This is a genomic window from Sorangium sp. So ce426, from assembly GCF_051475585.1.
Taxonomy (GTDB): Bacteria; Myxococcota_A; Polyangia; order Polyangiales; family Polyangiaceae; genus Sorangium; species Sorangium cellulosum_B.
Window position 1 is genome coordinate 8,648,922 of record NZ_CP150341.1, and the last position, 16,249, is coordinate 8,665,170.

At 71.8% G+C, this 16,249-nt stretch carries 15 protein-coding genes; 13 read left to right on the top strand and 2 right to left on the bottom strand.

Annotation, left to right across the window (positions count from 1 at the left end; genetic code table 11):
- Positions 1-84 precede the first annotated feature (84 nt).
- Positions 85-2,205, top strand: coding sequence for an ATP-binding domain-containing protein (locus WMF44_RS32145; protein WP_437293865.1), 2,121 nt, complete (start codon positions 85-87; stop codon positions 2,203-2,205).
- Between the two features lie 40 nt (positions 2,206-2,245).
- On the opposite strand, the gene WMF44_RS32150 is transcribed toward WMF44_RS32145, so the two are convergent.
- Entirely contained in the window at positions 2,246-3,550 is a 1,305-nt protein-coding gene (locus WMF44_RS32150; protein WP_437293866.1) for a serine/threonine-protein kinase, read from the bottom strand.
- A 292-nt stretch (positions 3,551-3,842) separates the two neighbouring features.
- Here WMF44_RS32150 and recA point away from each other — a divergent pair, with 292 nt between their 5' ends.
- From recA to WMF44_RS32170, 4 genes are all read left to right on the top strand, one after another.
- Entirely contained in the window at positions 3,843-5,018 is a 1,176-nt protein-coding gene (recA, locus tag WMF44_RS32155; protein ID WP_437293867.1) for a recombinase RecA, read from the top strand.
- 19 nt (positions 5,019-5,037) lie between these two features.
- Positions 5,038-5,547, top strand: a complete 510-nt coding sequence (locus WMF44_RS32160) for a SixA phosphatase family protein (protein WP_437293868.1) — start codon at positions 5,038-5,040, stop codon at positions 5,545-5,547.
- Positions 5,548-5,844: 297 nt separating this feature from the next.
- A complete protein-coding gene (locus WMF44_RS32165) occupies positions 5,845-6,705 on the top strand; it encodes a hypothetical protein (protein WP_437293869.1) in 861 nt (286 codons plus the stop codon).
- 214 nt (positions 6,706-6,919) lie between these two features.
- The gene (locus WMF44_RS32170) at positions 6,920-7,891 is read left to right on the top strand and encodes an HDIG domain-containing metalloprotein (RefSeq protein ID WP_437293870.1); all 972 of its coding nucleotides are present in this window, start codon (positions 6,920-6,922) and stop codon (positions 7,889-7,891) included.
- A gap of 173 nt (positions 7,892-8,064) precedes the next feature.
- On the opposite strand, the gene WMF44_RS32175 is transcribed toward WMF44_RS32170, so the two are convergent.
- On the bottom strand, positions 8,065-8,799 hold the full coding sequence (locus WMF44_RS32175; RefSeq protein WP_437293871.1) for a hypothetical protein: 735 nt from the start codon (positions 8,797-8,799) through the stop codon (positions 8,065-8,067).
- Between the two features lie 129 nt (positions 8,800-8,928).
- On the opposite strand from WMF44_RS32175, the gene WMF44_RS32180 reads away from it, so the two are divergent.
- The 8 genes from WMF44_RS32180 to WMF44_RS32215 all read left to right on the top strand — a co-directional run bounded on the left by WMF44_RS32180 (position 8,929) and on the right by WMF44_RS32215 (position 16,215).
- Complete coding sequence (locus WMF44_RS32180; RefSeq protein ID WP_437293872.1) at positions 8,929-10,359, top strand: hypothetical protein; 1,431 nt, start codon at positions 8,929-8,931, stop codon at positions 10,357-10,359.
- Positions 10,360-10,460: 101 nt separating this feature from the next.
- On the top strand, positions 10,461-11,669 hold the full coding sequence (locus WMF44_RS32185; protein ID WP_437293873.1) for a serine/threonine protein kinase: 1,209 nt from the start codon (positions 10,461-10,463) through the stop codon (positions 11,667-11,669).
- Between the two features lie 129 nt (positions 11,670-11,798).
- Entirely contained in the window at positions 11,799-12,266 is a 468-nt protein-coding gene (locus tag WMF44_RS32190; RefSeq protein ID WP_437293874.1) for a peroxiredoxin, read from the top strand.
- A gap of 274 nt (positions 12,267-12,540) precedes the next feature.
- The gene (locus WMF44_RS32195; protein WP_437293875.1) at positions 12,541-12,921 is read left to right on the top strand and encodes a hypothetical protein; all 381 of its coding nucleotides are present in this window, start codon (positions 12,541-12,543) and stop codon (positions 12,919-12,921) included.
- A gap of 76 nt (positions 12,922-12,997) precedes the next feature.
- On the top strand, positions 12,998-13,369 hold the full coding sequence (locus WMF44_RS32200) for a hypothetical protein (RefSeq protein ID WP_437293876.1): 372 nt from the start codon (positions 12,998-13,000) through the stop codon (positions 13,367-13,369).
- 133 nt (positions 13,370-13,502) lie between these two features.
- Positions 13,503-14,318 (top strand): metallophosphoesterase family protein, encoded by an 816-nt coding sequence (locus tag WMF44_RS32205; protein ID WP_437293877.1) that lies wholly within the window; start codon positions 13,503-13,505, stop codon positions 14,316-14,318.
- Positions 14,319-14,454: 136 nt separating this feature from the next.
- Positions 14,455-15,276, top strand: coding sequence for an alpha/beta hydrolase (locus tag WMF44_RS32210; protein ID WP_437293878.1), 822 nt, complete (start codon positions 14,455-14,457; stop codon positions 15,274-15,276).
- A 102-nt stretch (positions 15,277-15,378) separates the two neighbouring features.
- Positions 15,379-16,215 carry a CHAT domain-containing protein gene (locus WMF44_RS32215; RefSeq protein ID WP_437293879.1) on the top strand — a complete coding sequence of 279 codons (837 nt, stop codon included), beginning with the start codon at positions 15,379-15,381 and terminating at the stop codon, positions 16,213-16,215.
- Positions 16,216-16,249: the final 34 nt, after the last annotated feature.

Genomic DNA, 16,249 nt, shown 5'->3' on the forward strand with positions numbered 1-16,249 from the left:
CTTCGCCTCGCCTCAAAAGTGAACGAACCATTCACCCATCGAGATCGACCCCTCGCGGAGGCGAGGGGCGCAAGGAGGCCCATCATGCTGGAGAGCACGCTTGATCTGCCCGTCGAGGCGCGCGCCGTCCTCGAGGAAGAGGCCACGCTCCTCGAGCGCGTGCGCGCCGCGCTGGACAGGGCGCAGGAGCGCGCCGCGCGCGTCGCCGGGCGCGCGCCGCGCGAGCTCAGGTCCGTCGCGGCGCTCCGGGAGCTCCGCGACGAGGCCGCCGCGGCCTCGGCCGACGATCTGCCGGCGGTGCTCCTCGAGATGAGCGTGCGGCAGCGGCTCATCGAGCAGGAGCCCAGGGAGGCGCTGCCCGACCCGCTCTGCCCGTACCTCGCCCACCTCCGGGTCGACGAGGGCAAAGGGGCGAAGGACTACCTGCTCGGCCACGCGACGTTCCTGGATCCGTCGGCCGACGTGCGCATCCTCGACTGGCGCGTCGCGCCGGTGGCGCAGATCTTCTACCGGTACCGCGAGGGCGACGAGTACGAGGAGGCCTTCCCGGGGCGCGTGGCCGAGGGCGTGGTGAAGGCGCGCCGCATCGTCGTCGTGGAGCGCGGCGCCCTCACCCGGATCGTGGGCGACGGCCTCGTCCTGACGCGGCGAGGCGACGGGCGATGGTCCCTCGCGGAGCGCGCGGCGCTCGCCATGCAGCCGGGCGGCGCGGGCACGGCCGCCCGCCCCGGGAGCCTCGGCGTCGGCGCCGGCGCCACGGACAACGCGAAGGCCGCGGAGGTCACCGCCCTGCTCGACGCCGACCAGTACGCCGCCGTGTGCGCGCCCCCCGAGCAGCCGCTCCTCGTGCTCGGCAGCGCCGGGAGCGGCAAGACGACCGTGGCGCTGCACCGCCTCGCCCGGATCGCCGCGCTCGATCCGGCGCGGTGCCCGCTCTCGGCCATGAACGTCGTCGTCCCCGAGGAGGGCCTCGCGCGGCTGTCGCGCCGCCTGCTCTCGCCGCTCGGCGCCGGGGAAGCCCAGGTGAAGACGCTCGACGCCTGGTCGTCGGCGACCGCGCGCGAGGTCTTCGGCAAGCCGATCGCCCTGTGCGACGATCCCCCGGCGCTCGTCTCCAGCCTCAAGCGCCACCCGGCGCTCTACAGTGCGCTGCGCGAGCGGTTCGCCAGGCTCGCCGCGGCGAACACGACGCTCCCGCGGCTGCGCCGCCGCCTCGCCGACGTCTTCACGGATCGCGGGTTCCTCGAGGGCGTCGTCGCCGCCTCGGGCGGGGACCTCCCGAGGAGCGCCGTCGAGGAGACCGTCCGGCACACCCTGCTGCAGATCGCCGAGCCGCTCGACCGGCAGCTCGCCTCGATCACCGTGGCCGAGAGGAAGCGGGCGCTCGACGGCCGCGCCATCGCGGAAGGGACGCCGGACGAGCTCGCGGGGACGCTCGACGTCGACGATCTGCCGATCCTGCTCTTCCTTCGCGCCGCTCGCCGCGGCCTGGACGGGGCGGGGTGGTCGCACCTCGTGCTCGACGAGGCCGAGGACTTCTCGCTGTTCGAGCTGTTCGTCCTGGGGAAGCTCCTTGGCGAGACGCGCAGCGTCACGCTCGCCGGCGACGAGGCGCAGCAGACCACCTCGAGCTTCGCCGGGTGGGACGCGGCGCGGGCGGCGCTCGGCGTGGGCGACGCGGCGACCTGCCGCCTCGCTGTGTCGTACCGGTGCCCGCGGCCGGTGGCGGAGCTCGCGCGGCGGCTCCTCGGCGAGCTCGCGCCCGAGGCGCCCGCGCGCGCGGCCCGGGACGGCGCGCCGGTCGGGCTCTTCCGCTTCCCGAGCGAGGCGCAGGCGCACCTGTTCCTCGCCGGCGCGCTCCGCGACCTCATCGGGCGGGAGCCCCGCGCCTCGGTGGCCGTCATCGCGCGGGACGCAGGCGCCGCGCGGGAGCTCCACGCGCTGATCGCGGACCTGCCGGAGGCGAGGCTCGTGCTGGAGGGCGCGTTCTCGTTCGAGCCGGGCATCGACGTCACCGACGTGGACAGCGCGAAGGGGCTCGAGTTCGACTACGTCGTCGTGCCCGACGCGACCGCGGCGGCGTACCCGATGAACCACGAGGCCCGCCGGCGGCTCCACGTCGCGGTGACGCGGACGTCGCACCAGCTCTGGCTCATCTCCGGAGCGGCGTGGTCGCCGCTCCTCGGCGACGTGGGGGCGAGCTGACGCTCGTCGTGGGGGCGGGCTGACGCTCGCGGCGGCGCGCCTATGGACGCGGCCCGGCCGGCGCGGAGACGGCGGCGGGAGGGAGCGGGCTGTCCCTCACCGCCGCGGTCCCGGCGAGCGCGACCCCGAGGACGGCGGCCCCGAACACCAGCAGCGCCTGCAGCCAGCGCCGCGGGGCGGGCGGAGGCTCCACCTCGTCGTCGGCCGAGCGGTCCCCTGGATCGAGCGACTCGAGCGCGGCGCGCAGCTGCTGCGTGCGGAGGTGGGACGCGTCGCCCAGGATCTGTCCGAGCCAGCCGGCGACGAGCGCGTCGTTGCCCGGGTTCGCGGCGCCCGGGATCGCCTCCTCGAGCGCGCGCATGAGCTTCGCGGCCGTCGCCGTGCGCGCGGTGGGCGACTTGGCGAGCGCCTCGGAGACGAGGCGATCGAGCGCAGGCGGGATCGGCTCGGGCGGCGGCGGCGCGCTCAGGCGCTCCGCGAACCCGCGCCGGGACGGGACCGCCCGCGACGACAGCGGCGCGGCAGGCCGCTCGCTCGCGATGTGGGTCATCGTGCTCTCGCTGTCGTCGGCCTGGAAGGGATGAGCGCCCGACAGGAGCTCGTAGAGGAGCACCCCGACCCCGAAGAGATCGGACCGCCGATCACACGGCTGCCCCCGGATGTGCTCCGGCGCCATGTACGGCGCGCTGCTCCGGAACAGGAACGCGCCCCCCTCGCCGCCCGCCGCGCCCGCTCCCGAAGCGCGCCCGCCGTCGCCGCGCAGCGACTGCGGCCGTCGCTCGGACATCCGCCCTTCCTCGAGCTTCGCGATGCCGAAATCGACCATGCGGACGAGCCCCTCGGACGTGATGAGGACGTTGTCCGGCGAGACGTCGTAGTGCAGGAGCTCCCGGGGGTTGCCGCCCTCGTCCCGCAGCTCGTGCGCGGCGTCGAGGGCCGCGCAGATCTGGTAGGCGAGCCTCGCCGCGACGAGCACCGGCGCCGGGCGCCCTCGCGCGGCGCGCAGCACCGACGAGAGCGGCTCCCCGCTCACCCACTCCATGACATAGAAGAACGTGCCGTCCGTCTCGCCCAGATCCACGACGGGCACCACGTTCGGGTGCCTGATGCGCGCGGCCAGCGCGGCTTCGTCGAGGAATGTCCGGACTGCGTCGGGATCGGGCGAGAGCTCCGGGCGAAGCACCTTGATCGCGAAGAGCCGCTGAAACCCGTGCTCCCGCCTCAGACGCGCCGCCCAGACCTCACCCACGTCGCCTGCGGCCACCCGCAGGACGAGCTCGTACCGGCCCAGGGAAAACCCCGGGAAAAAGCGCCCCCCGCCCCCCACGTGGAAGATGTGGCCCACAGTTGAAGAGCCCGCCAGTGCTCCTGGTGTGCGACGATCACGATTGTTGCCCTGGTTGTGAGACTCGACCTCAACCAGGAACCGCTTCCGACCGCGACATCACCGCCCTCCAGAGCGCCTGCCGGGCCAGCCCGCTGCTCGGACGTTTTCGGTCCTATCCGGGATGCGGGGGTCTTGCTTCCTGAACAACCGGACAGTAAAGCTGCCGGAAACTGTTGCCCTGCGCGTCGTGGGTCCACCTCCGCGGTCCCCCGCCGTTGCCCCCCTCCTATCGCTCCCTCCCGAGGTACGCATGAGTGACGAGAAGAACACCAAGCAGAAGTCTGCCGCCCTCGAGCTCGCGATCGCCAGCGTCGAGAAGGAGTACGGCAAGGGGGCGATCATGCGCCTCAAGGACGGGCAGACGCTGCACGATGAGGTCGCGGCCGTGGCGACCGGCTCGCTCGGCCTGGACATCGCCCTCGGCATCGGCGGCTACCCGCGCGGCCGCATCGTCGAGGTCTACGGGCCGGAGTCGAGCGGCAAGACGACCCTCACCCTCCACGCCATCGCGGCCGTCCAGCGGGCGGGCGGGACGGCGGCGTTCATCGACGCCGAGCACGCCCTCGACGTGAACTACGCCAAGAAGCTCGGCGTGAAGACCGACGAGCTGCTCATCTCCCAGCCCGACTACGGCGAGCAGGCGCTCGAGATCGCCGACATGCTGGTCCGCTCGAACGCCGTCGACATCATCGTCGTCGACTCGGTCGCCGCGCTCGTCCCCAAGGCCGAGATCGAGGGCGACATGGGCGACAGCCACGTCGGCCTCCAGGCCCGGCTGATGAGCCAGGCGCTCCGCAAGCTGACCGGCACGACCTCGCGCTCGCAGTGCCTGCTGATGTTCATCAACCAGATCCGGATGAAGATCGGCGTCATGTTCGGCAGCCCCGAGACGACGAGCGGCGGCAACGCCCTCAAGTTCTACGCCTCGGTCCGGCTCGACATCCGCCGCATCGGCGCCATCAAGGAGGCCGCCGCGGGCGGCAAGGAGCCGGCGGTCGTCGGCAACCGGACCCGCGTCAAGGTCGTGAAGAACAAGATGGCTCCCCCGTTTCGCGAGGTGGAGTTCGACATCCTCTACGGCCAGGGCATCAGCCACAGCGGCGACGTCATCGACCTCGCGACCGAGGCGAGCATCATCGAGAAGAGCGGCTCCTGGTTCTCGTTCCAGGGCGAGCGCATCGGTCAGGGCCGGGAGAACGCCCGCACCTACCTCGAGCAGCACCCGGCGGTGCTCGACAAGATCGAGTCGATGGTCCTCGCGAAGCACGGCATCTCGCGCGTCGGCGGGGCGGCCCCGACGAACGGCGCCGCGAGCCCCGGACCGAAGGGCGGAGCCGCGGCCGAGGCCCCCGCGCAGGCGAAGGGTCGCGGCGAGGCAGCCTCGTCCGGCCAGGACGCCCGCCGTCCTCCGGGCAAGACGAACTGACGCCGGCGCCATCGACGCCATGCACCTCTACGTGATGCGGCACGGCCCGGCGGAGGAGCGGGCGACCAGCGGGCGCGACGCGGACCGGAGGCTCACCCCCGAGGGCCGCGAGCGCGTGGCGCGGGTCTCGCTCGAGCTCCACCGCCTCCGGGGCGGCGCCCCGCTGCCGCTGGTGCTCGCGAGCCCCCTCGCGCGCGCGAGAGAGACCGCCGAGATCGCGGCGCCCATCTGCGGCGCGCCGGAGGTCGAGCTCCGCGACGAGCTCGCGCTCGAGGCCGGGCTCCCGAGCTCGCTGGTCGCCGCGCTCGCCCGAGGCGGCGCCGACGCGCTGCTCGTCGGGCACCAGCCGAACGTGGAGCACCTCGTCCGTACGCTCGTCGACACGCCCGGCCGGGGCGCGACAGCGCTGCTCCCCGGCGGCTTCTGCACTGCCCTGGTCGTCGCCCTCGAGCCGGAGCCTTCCCAGCGCGCGCAGGGCCGCTGGCGCATGACGCAGATCCTCGATCCCCGGGCGCTCGCCTCGCGATGAGCGAGGCGGTGCGCACGGCGCCCTCTCATGGCGGCAGAGAGAGCAGGAGCAGAAGACGCGCGTCCGAGGCGGAAGGCGGCCCGACAGGCGCAGGCGCTCGTGGCCTTCACTACAAACACATGAAATTGCAAAGGAAATCCAGATCACCGGCGAGCGGCGGCCGGGGCGCCGTCCGTCTCCCTCCGGTGGGGCCGGCCACCCGCTTACATAGTCACAAATCCGAATGATTTCGATGTTCTCGGCCGCTCGCTTGACAAGGATCCCACCCGAGAATACGCCCAAATAAGGAGGATTGAGATGGCGGGACAGATGGCCTTCCCCTTCGCTCAACCCCCTCCAGGCCGTCTGTCGCGCAGCGGTGGGAAGGGCGCGGCGCGTACTTCCCTGCTGCCGCGTGTCGCCCGGGCGGTCGTCCGGGTGCCGGACCCCCGTCATCATCCGATCGACATCGATCTGCCGCCGGGCCAGCCGCACATCTACGTGCACGAGGGGGCGCGCCAGGCGCTCATCCGGCGGCTGGAGCTGGCCCAGAAGCGGCCGGTCCTCCTCTCGGTGACCGACAACTACCGGCAGATGATCTCCTCCTCGCTCCGGGAGGGCATCCTGCAGGCGCGCGTCCACCACATGTTCCTGGATGCGCCGGCGGTCGTCCAGGAGGCGCTCGTCCGGTATGTCGTGACGCAGGACCGGGCCGCCTCGCTCGTTGTCGGCCAGTACATCGACGAGAACGGCCACCGCATCCGGGCGAGCCGGCCGGTGAGCACGCCGCTCTCGACGCAGGGGCGGACGCACGACCTGCTGATCCTGTTCCAGAAGCTGAACCACGGGTACTTCGGCGGCGGGGTCGACGCGCTGATCACCTGGGGCAAGCGGACCAAGGCGCGGAAGCCGCGGCGCACCATCAAGCTCGGGAGCTACTCGGCGGTCGAGCGGCTGATCCGCATCCACCCCGTGCTCGACCGGCCCTGGGTCCCCCGCTACTTCATCTGTTACGTCATCTACCACGAGATGCTCCACCACGTGATGCCGGCGAGCCACGGCAACGGGCGCCGGATGCTCCATCCGCCCCAGTTCCTCGCCCGCGAGCGGCTCTTCCGCGACTACGAGCGCTCCCTCGCCTGGGAGCAGGACCACGTGGGGCGGCTCCTCCGCACCTGACGCATCCATCGCCTGCGGACGCACGTCATCCGGCGGCGTGTCGAGCGACGGACGCGACCGACGCAACCAACGCGACGAACGCGACGAACGCGACGAACGCGACGAACCATTGCGCGAAGGTGCGGCTGGCTCTAAACCGGCGAACCCCCGTTCGGGCCGCGCCAGCCGGCGCCCCGTGGGGGACCCCGTAACCTCGAAAGTGTGGAAGGCCAGCGTGCAGGAGATTCTCACCCAGGAAGCGAGCCCGAAGCGGGCGATGGAGGCCCTCGAGTGGGCCGTCCAGCGAGCAGAGAAGGCGGAGGTCGAGCAGCCCGAAGCGGGCGCCGAGCCACGCGCCTCGTCCAGGGTGATCTCCGGGCGACCCGCCGACTTCAAGGCCGCGGCCGCCGCCTACCTGCCCGATGTCCGCAAGCTGCTCGACCGGGTCATGATGAGCGACGACGCCGAGGCCGGGCTCGACGCCCTGCTCGAGTCGGGCGCCCTCGCCGCGATGCTGCCCGAGGTCGAGGCGATGGTGGGCTTCGGCGACGGGGAGTGGCGCCACAAGGACGTCTGGAAGCACACGAAGCAGGTGGTGCGTCAGGCCGTCCCGAGGCTCGAGGTCCGCTGGGCGGCCCTGCTCCACGACATCGGCAAGACGAGGACGCGCTCCATCTCGCCGACGGGCGAGGTCCACTTCTTCGGTCACGCCGAGGTCGGCGCGCGGATGTTCGACAAGATCGACCGGCGGCTGCCGCTGTTCACGAAGGAGGATGCGCTGAAGAACAGCATCCGCTTCCTGATCCTGCACCACCTCCGGGCGAGCCAGTACGACGCGTCGTGGACCGACAGCGCGGTGCGCCGGTTCGCCAAGGAGATGGGCGGCTGCCTGAAGGACGTGCTCGACCTGTCGCGGGCGGACATCACCACGAAGCGGCCCGAGAAGAAGCGGAAGGGGCTGAAGCAGATCAGCGAGCTCGCCGAGCGGGTGCTCCAGGTCCAGGCGGAGGACGCGGTGGTGCCGCCGCTGCCGAGCGGCATCGGCGACGCCCTCATGCATGCGTTCGGGCTGCCGCCGTCGCGGCGGATCGGCGAGATCAAGCGCGCGCTGGAGGAAGCGGTCGAGTCGGGCGAGGTGGCGTCGCACCAGGAGGCGGACGTCTACATCGCGTTCCTCCGCGAGCACGCGGCGCGATTCGGGATCTGAGGGCGTAGCGCAGAGGGGCCCAGGGAGGCGACCGCTCGCGCCGAAGTGCAGGCGCTGAGCGGTCGCCCGCACAGGAGACGGGTCCAGATCGGCGTCTTCGGCGCGGAAGCGCACTCCGGTGCGCTGAGCACCGAAGACGCCGAGATGGGCCCGTATCCGAAGCGGGCGACCGCTCAGCGCAGGCGCGCTTCGCAGGTGGTGCAGCGCGGGGGGACGCCGTCCTTGTGGTAGTGCTCGCCGCAACGGCCGCAGAGGCGAGCGTCGGCCTCGAAGGCGATCAGCTTGTCGGTCGCCTTGCAGCGGAGGCCGGCGACCTGCGGCGGCTCCAGCGGGCGCACCTCGCCGGCGGCATCGTCGGGCGGAGGCAGCGCGCCTTCCTTGATGTCCGCCGCTCGCGCGGGGATACGCGCCCTCGCCTCGGCCAGCGCGCGCGCGGCCGCCGGGAGGTGCGCTCGCAGCGGGATGGCGATCGCCGTGCCGCTGCCCTGGACCGTGAGCGCGGTCTCCGTGAGCAACAGGCCCGTGACATCGTTCCAGCCGATGCGCTCGATCTCGCCAGGCCCGCTCTCCAGCCCCACCCCGGCATCACCGACACGAAGCGCCTTCATCGACCACTGACCGAAGAGCCCCACCGCCGCCCCGAGGAGCAAGGCGCCGAGGAGCAGGTACGTGGCTGCCGGATGCGCCCCAGCCTCCTCGCCCCGGAACCACTGGCCGTAAACACCCGCCCCGGCCAGCAGCGCCGCGACGGACATGCCGAGCATCGTGAGGCCGAGCTCGAGCGACGCCTTCGGCTCGAAGCGTCGCTCGCTCCGCGGATCGGTCCGCTGCCGCAACACGACCTCACCGCCCTGCCCCGTGGTCCCCGAACCCTTGCGCTTGCGCTTCACCGGTCTGTCGGCTGCCATCGGCGGCTTCCTATCGGAGGAGACGCCCGGACGCAAAGGGGCTCAGCCAAGCCAGCGCTCCGCGCGAGCAGCCAGACGGGAGCCGCCCCCGCCCGCGCGGCAAGGACGGAGAGGTATGCTGGGACAGTGATGCTCTCGATGCCCAACGCAGCGACGTACGTCCTGCCCGCGCTGGGCATCGGGCTCGCAGCCCTCGCGATCCTGGGGCCAGGCTCGCCACGCATGGCCACCGGCGTGCGGGTGTGGGGGGCGCCAGTCGCTGGAAGCGAGGCGCTGGCGCTCCGCGTCGAAGGGGTGCGCCGCCTCCACGGCGCCGACGATGCGGCGGCGATCCCGCAGATCGAGGTGAGCGCCGTGTCCGCAGGGGCGCCGCTCGAACGGTGGACCGGCTCGCTCGACGAGGACGGCATCGGCGAGGCGCTGCTGCGCGCGCCAGCGGGGCTGCGGGAGCCGGTGACCGTGCGGATCGCGCTGGGCAGCGGCACGCTCCTGGAGCGGCAGCTCCCGCTGCTGCCGCCGCTCGCAGCGGCGGACACGAGCGCGCTGCCAGGCGCGGCGCACGCGACCGCGCTGCCCGGCGCGGCGCACGGGGAGCTCCGCCTGCAGGTCACGGCGGCGCGGGGTGCCCTTGCGGCTCCGTTCCCGGAGCGGGTGCGGGTCGCGATCGAGACGCAGGACGGAACACCCGCGGCAGGGGCTCACCTCGAGGCGAGCGCCGTCGGGGCGGAGCTCGAGGGGCGCGGCAGCGGTCTGGCGCAGATCGCGGCCGATGCGCGCGGCGCCGCGGAGCTCACGCTCAAGCCGCTGGCGCACGCGGTCGAGCTCACGCTCCGCGCGACCCACCCGGGGAGCCCACCGCCAGGGACACGGATCGCGAGCGGCACCTGGGAAGGGAAGCTGCCCGTGATCCCGGGAGCCCTCTGGCTCGATCCGGGCGGTCTCGATGGCGAACGGCCCGAGCTCCGGTTGATCTCCCCGACGCCGAGGCCACGCGCCTACGTCTCGATCGGAGGTGCGCGCGGCCGTGCGCTCGGGACGATCGTCCCGCTCGCGGCGGACGGGGCGGGCTTCTTCTCGGGGCGGGTGACGCTCCCGGACAGCCCCGCGCCCGGGGAGGCGGACTGGGCCGTTGTCGCGAGCGACCCCTACGAGCAGGGCGCGGGCACGGTGGCCTGGCCGATGACGTCCGCGGCGGCGTCCGCCTCGCCGCGGCGCGTGGAGCTGCTCGCGGACGGGATGCCGGCGGCCGAGGCGCGCGAGCGGGCCCGCGCCTCGCATGCGCGGCGCGCTGGCCTCGTGGTCCTCGCCGCGTCCGCGGTGGCGCAGGTGCTGCTGCTCGCGCTGCGATCCAGGACCGCGCGGCGCCGCCTGGAGGCGCACGTCGCCGCCGCATCGGGCGGCGAGGGCAAGGACGGGACCCATGGCGCGCCGCTGTCCAGGGAGGATCGCGACAGGCTGCTCGCCGCCGTGCGGGCGGAGCCGCTGCTGTCGGCGTTCGCCCTCGCCGCGCTCGTCGGGCTCTCCTTCGCGGCGGTCGCGGCGCTCGCCACGTTCCGGTGACCCGAGGGCGCGTGCCGCCTCGTGGATTTGATCCGCGGCGGGCCCCGAGCCGCTAGACTGGAGGGCCAGGCGGCACGGGGCGGGAGGACGACAGACAGGGCATGTCCGAGCAGCAGCGGTACCGGGTCATCAAGCGCCTCGCCTCCGGAGGCATGGCGGAGGTCTTCGTCGCCGAGAGCGCGGGGATCGAAGGGTTCAAGAAGCAGGTCGCGATCAAGCGCGTCCTGCCGCAGCTCAGCAAGAAGGAGCAGTTCATCGCGATGTTCCTCGACGAGGCGCGCCTCTCGGCGCACCTCTCGCACTCGAACGTCGTGTCGGTGTTCGACATCGGCGTCGGCGACGGCACCTACTTCATCGTCATGGAGTACGTGGACGGCGCCGACCTGAGGGCCCTCCTCGATCACCAGAAGAAGGTCGGCCGGCCGATGACCGTCGAGGTCGCCGCTTTCATGGCCGCGAAGATGTGCCAGGGCCTCGCCTACGCGCACGAGCTCGCGACCGCGGACGGAAAGCCGCTCCAGATCGTGCACCGGGACATCACCCCGGCCAACGTGCTCATCACCCGCTACGGCGAGGTGAAGATCGTGGACTTCGGGCTCGCGAAGGCGTCGAGCCAGCTCGCCGAGAGCGACGCGGGCATCATCAAGGGGAAGTTCGGCTACCTGGCGCCGGAGACGGTGCTCGAGCAGGGCGTCGACCAGCGCGTCGACATCTTCGCGCTCGGGATCATCCTCTGGGAGATGCTCGCCGGGCGCCGCTTGTTCCTCGGCGACTCCGACTACATCACGGTGCGGCTGGTGCGCGACGCGGTGATCCCCTCGCTCCAGCAGATCAACAGCGATGTGCCGCGCGAGCTGGAGCAGATCATCCGCCGCGCGCTCGCCCGCGACCCGGGGGCTCGCTACCTGTCGGCGCGCGAGCTCGGTCGCGACCTGACCCGCTTCCTCTACCGCTACGGCCGCCCGGTGAGCGAGGACGACGTCGCCTCGCTGGTGGAGCGCGCCAAGGGCGGGCCGGCGCGGGCGGTCGACGGGACGCAGAAGATCGCCGAGCTCATCGACATGATGCTCCTCGAGTTCAAGTCGCTCACGAAGGAGACGACCGCCGGCGGCAGCGGCCTGAGCCTGCTGCCCACCCTGGAGGGCGCCACGATCCTGGCGCACGGGGACGAGCACCCGAGCTCGCCGCCCCCGCGCAGCGAGGGGCCGCTCGGGGGGCTCGCCGACGAGCTGGAAGGCCCGGACTCGCTCCACCAGGACGAGTCCTCTTCCTCGGTGACGGCCTGGTTCCGGGGGCTCATTCCGCGCTAGATCGCGCGTGGGTAGGCCAGACCAGCGACGTGACGTCCGCGCCGCCGCGCTGCCCCATCCGTCCCATCCCATGACCCGTCACCGGCCAGGGGAAGCGTTCCTCCGGCCCACAGCAAAGGCAAAGAGAAGATGAGCGTCGAGATTGGAAAGCCGTTTCCGCGCTTCGCCCTGCCGAACCAGGACGGCAAGACCGTGAAGCTCGAGGATTTCGCGGGCAAATGGCTCGTCCTCTACGTCTATCCGAAGGACGACACGCCGGGATGCACGATCCAGGGCAAGTCGTTCACGGCCTCCAAGGCCGATTTCGACGAGGCCAACATCGCCGTGGTCGGCGTCAGCGAGGACGACGTCACGTCGCACAAGAGCTTCTGCGACAAGTTCTCGTTCACCATCGACCTGCTCGCCGACACGCGCCATGAGCTGCTCAAGGCCGCGGGCGTCGGGCAGAGCGAGTGGAAAGGCACCCTGTACTGGGACCGGACGACATTCGTCATCGATCCGTCGGGCGTGCTGCGAAGGACGTACCTGAAGGTGAAGCCCGACGGGCACGAGCAGGCCCTCCTCAAGGACATCGCGGAGCTCAAGGCCCAGGCCTGAACGCCGCGACCGCCTGCGAGAGCAGCGCGCACACAGAAGGGCGCTCCACCTGCGCAAAAACTTGCTCACGCTGGATTTGCTGGCATGTCGCCCCTACCCTGTCGCCCTTGTGGCACCACGCCCTCCTTTTGCTCCCGGTCGAATCGTATCGCTCACGGTCTTCGCGGCGATCGCCGCGGCGGCGATCGCGAGCGCTTCCGTGGTGAGCGCCTGTAAAGGCGCGGGGGGCGGCGGGTCCGTCGGATCGAGTACGGGCGACGCCAGCGGCTGTCCGATGGGGCCAAGACAGGCGCTGTTCACGATCACCGTGCGCGCGAGGGGCGCCACCGTCCCGCCGGACACCACCGTTCACATCGCGTGGAGCGCCGCGGACGAGCCGATCTTCGTCCTGAGCGATCCGACCACCTGGAAGACGCTCGACGAGGCCAACCTGGTGTGCGCCGTCGATCGCGCGCAGCCTCCTCCCGAAGCGCTGGAGACGCTCGTCTGCGAGCTGTGGACGGCCGGGGTGACGTGGGTGAAGATCTCGGGGACAGGCTACGACGACTTCGAGCAGACGCTCGCGCCCGTCATGAACGAGGAGTGCGAGAGCTTCGTGCCTCAGAACGTCGATATCGAGCTCGTCCCGGCGGTGGACGGGGGCACGGGGGAGTAGCCGGTGGCCGGAGGGCGGCGCACCGGGGCGATGGCATCGCTGCCAAGGCCAGGCGCCCTCTCCTGTCGAAGGCAGCATGCGCCCCCAGCTGCTCTTTCCCCTGCTCCTCCTCACCTCCCTCTCCGCCTGCAGCTCAGCTCCCGAGGCGAAGGCCCCGGCCCCCGGCGGGCAGACCTTCCCCGAGGCGGTCGCGATGATGTGCGACGTCGACACGAGAGCCGGGCTCGACCCGGAGGCCGATCCGATCAGCGTCGGGCAAATGCGGTCGGCGTGGATCGGAGAGCACGTGGAGAGCCCCGATGGAATCGAGCTCCGCGCGATGCTCAGCGTGAAAGGCGCCGCAGAGCAGGGCGCGATGCTGCGCGAGGAGGCCAAGAAGGCAGGGCTCGCGCGCTGCGCGCTCGCGGACTCGCTGGAGGCGGACGGGACAGGCGGGCTATCGCCATGACGCCATGAATGCACAGGATCGGCAGCGGCGCCCAGCCCTCGCGGCGGGGCGCAGCTGGCCGGAACGTGGAACGGGGATGCGAGATCGCGCCACCTCGCTGGCTCCCCCTCCCCTGCCCGCCTATCCTGATCTCATGGCCGCGCCGACCCCGCTCCGCCTCGCCTGGGCGACCGACGTCCACCTCAACTTCCTCTCCCGCGAGGAACTCACCGCCTTCTGCGCTACCCTCGCCGCGACCGCCTCCGATGCCGTCCTCTTCACCGGCGACATCGCCGAAGCCGCGAGCCTCCGCCCCCTCCTCGAGACCGTCGCCCAGACCATCGAGCGCCCGCTCTACTTCGTCCTCGGCAACCACGATTTCTACCGCGGGAGCATCGCCGCCGTGCGCACGATGGCCGCCGAGCTCTCGGCCACCTCGCCCTGGCTCAGGTGGCTCCCGTCGATCCCCCACGTCGAGCTCGGCCCGGACACCGCCCTCGTCGGCCACGACGGCTGGGCCGACGCCCGCCTCGGCAATTACGAGAGATCGCCCGTCATGCTCAACGATTACGTGCTCATCCAGGAGCTCACCTCTCTCGGCCGGCGCCGCCGGAGAGAGGCCCTCCACCGCCTCGGCGACGAGGCCGCGGAGTACCTGCGCCGCGTCCTGCCCTTGGCCCTCGAGCGGTACCGGCGCGTCATCGTCGCCACGCACGTCCCCCCGTTCAAGGAGGCCTGCTGGCACGAAGGCCAGATCTCCAACGACGATTGGCTCCCCCATTTCACCTGCAAGGCCACAGGCGAGGTGATCCGCGAGGCCGCCGTGCGATACCCGGAGCGGCGAATCGAGGTGCTCTGCGGCCATACCCACGGCGCCGGCGTGGCGGAGATCCTCCCGAACCTCGTCGTGCACACCGGCGGCGCCGAGTACGGCGAGCCCGCGGTGCAAGGCGTCATCGCGACCGCGTAGGCCACCATCGCGCCGCGCGCCCCGGCTCCCCGCCGCCCCACCGCCCTCGCGGGCGTCCATCCCACGGACCATCCGGCCCCGACACGATGTATCCTGCACGCCATTATCTCCGCCGACCGCGGCAGAACGGTGAGCCATGCCGACGAACGACCCCGACAGCCAGCTCGACGAGCTCCTTCGCGCGCTCGACGCAAACCCTCGCGCCGCCGACGTCTTCTATCCCAGGCAGGTGAACACGAGCCCACCCGCCGGCGCGACGGACTACGACATCCCCGTCGCCCCCGGGGTGACGCTCGGCGCGCGCTGGCACCTGTCCGACCCGGGCAATCCGACCGTGCTCGCGTTCCACGGCAATGGCGAGACCGTCCCCGACTACGACGACATCGCCGAGGGCTGGCATGGCATCGGGCTCAACCTCTTCATGGTCGATTACCGCGGCTATGGCTGGAGCGGCGGGCAGCCGACACTGCGCTCGCTCCATGAAGACCCCTTGAAGGTCTCCGACTTCTTCCTGCGCGAGCTCGCCGAGACGAGCCGCGCCGCAGGCCTCGAACAGCCGCCGAAGCCGGTGCTCTTCGGCCGCTCGCTCGGCAGCTCACCGGCGTCGCGCATCGCCGCGCACCGCGGCGACGCGTACGGCGCGCTCCTCCTCGAGAGCGGGTTCAGCGACGTGCGGCACCTGCTCGCCCTCTTCGAGATCGACCTCGGCGATCTGCGCGACGAGGCACACCGCCGCTTCTCGAACCAGGAGCTCCTGAGGAACGTCGAGATCCCAGTCCTCGTCCTGCACGGCGCGCGCGACAGGCTGCTCCCGCCGGACCACGCCCGCGAGAACCACGCGGCCGTCCCCCACGAGAGGAAAGCCCTGCACCTCATCGACGGCGCCGGGCACAACGATATCCTCCTCTTCGCGCCGGCCTACTTCGGCGCCATCCGCGACTTCCTTTCCAAGCGCTGACCGGCGCGCTGGTGCGCCATCCGACGAAGCGCGGGCGGCGCGACGCCAGCCGCGCGCGCTGGCGGTCGGCGCGGGCTCCGCGGTAAGCTCCTCGCGACCACGATGCCGCTGACCCGTCTCGATCTACGCGCACGCATCACACGGCTCCTTCGGAGCGACGCCGATCTCGACAGCTTCGCCGGCGACCGATTCCCCGAGGCGAGCGGCCGCTTCACGGACGGGATGGACCGGGTACGCAAGACGAACATCCTCCTCGACTACGCGGACCCGGAGGTGCTCGCAAAGCAGCTGCAGCTCCTCGAACGATCGCCAAAGGCGACGGCGAAGCCCGCCGAGGACGGCCCCATCAAGCTGCTCTATCTCGCCTCCAACCCGACATCGACGGACCAGCTCGACCTCAGCCGCGAGGCGCGGCGGATCGCAGACCGGCTCCGCACGGGCAAACCTCGGCGCGTCAACGAGATCGAGATCGCGCCGCGCTGGGCGGTCCGGCGCAGCGAGCTTCAGCGGTTGCTCCTCGAGGAGGAGCCGCATGTGCTGCACTTCTCCGGCCACGGCTCCGGCAGAGCGCGGCTCCTTTTCGAGGATGATAACGGAAACATCGCGCCTCTAGAGGCGAAGGCGCTCGTGAGCCTGATCCGCATCCTCAAGCGCCGCTTGCAGCTCGTCGTCCTCAACGCGTGCGATACGGAGCCGCTCGCCGGGGCGCTGGTCAGGCAGGTCGCCTGCGCTATCGGCATGCGCCAAGCGATCGGCGACGAAGCAGCGGCAACGTTCGCCGAGACGTTCTACGAAGCGCTCTCATTCGGAGAGCCGATCGGGGCGGCGTTCCGGCTCGCTCGCATCGCGCTCGAGATTTCGCCCCTTCGTGAAGGACAAACGCCCGTGCTGCGGTTCAAGCGCGGCGTCGACGTCGACAAGCGAAGGCTCAAGAGATAGCGTCCACTGGGGCGATGGGCGATGTGCCGCCCCT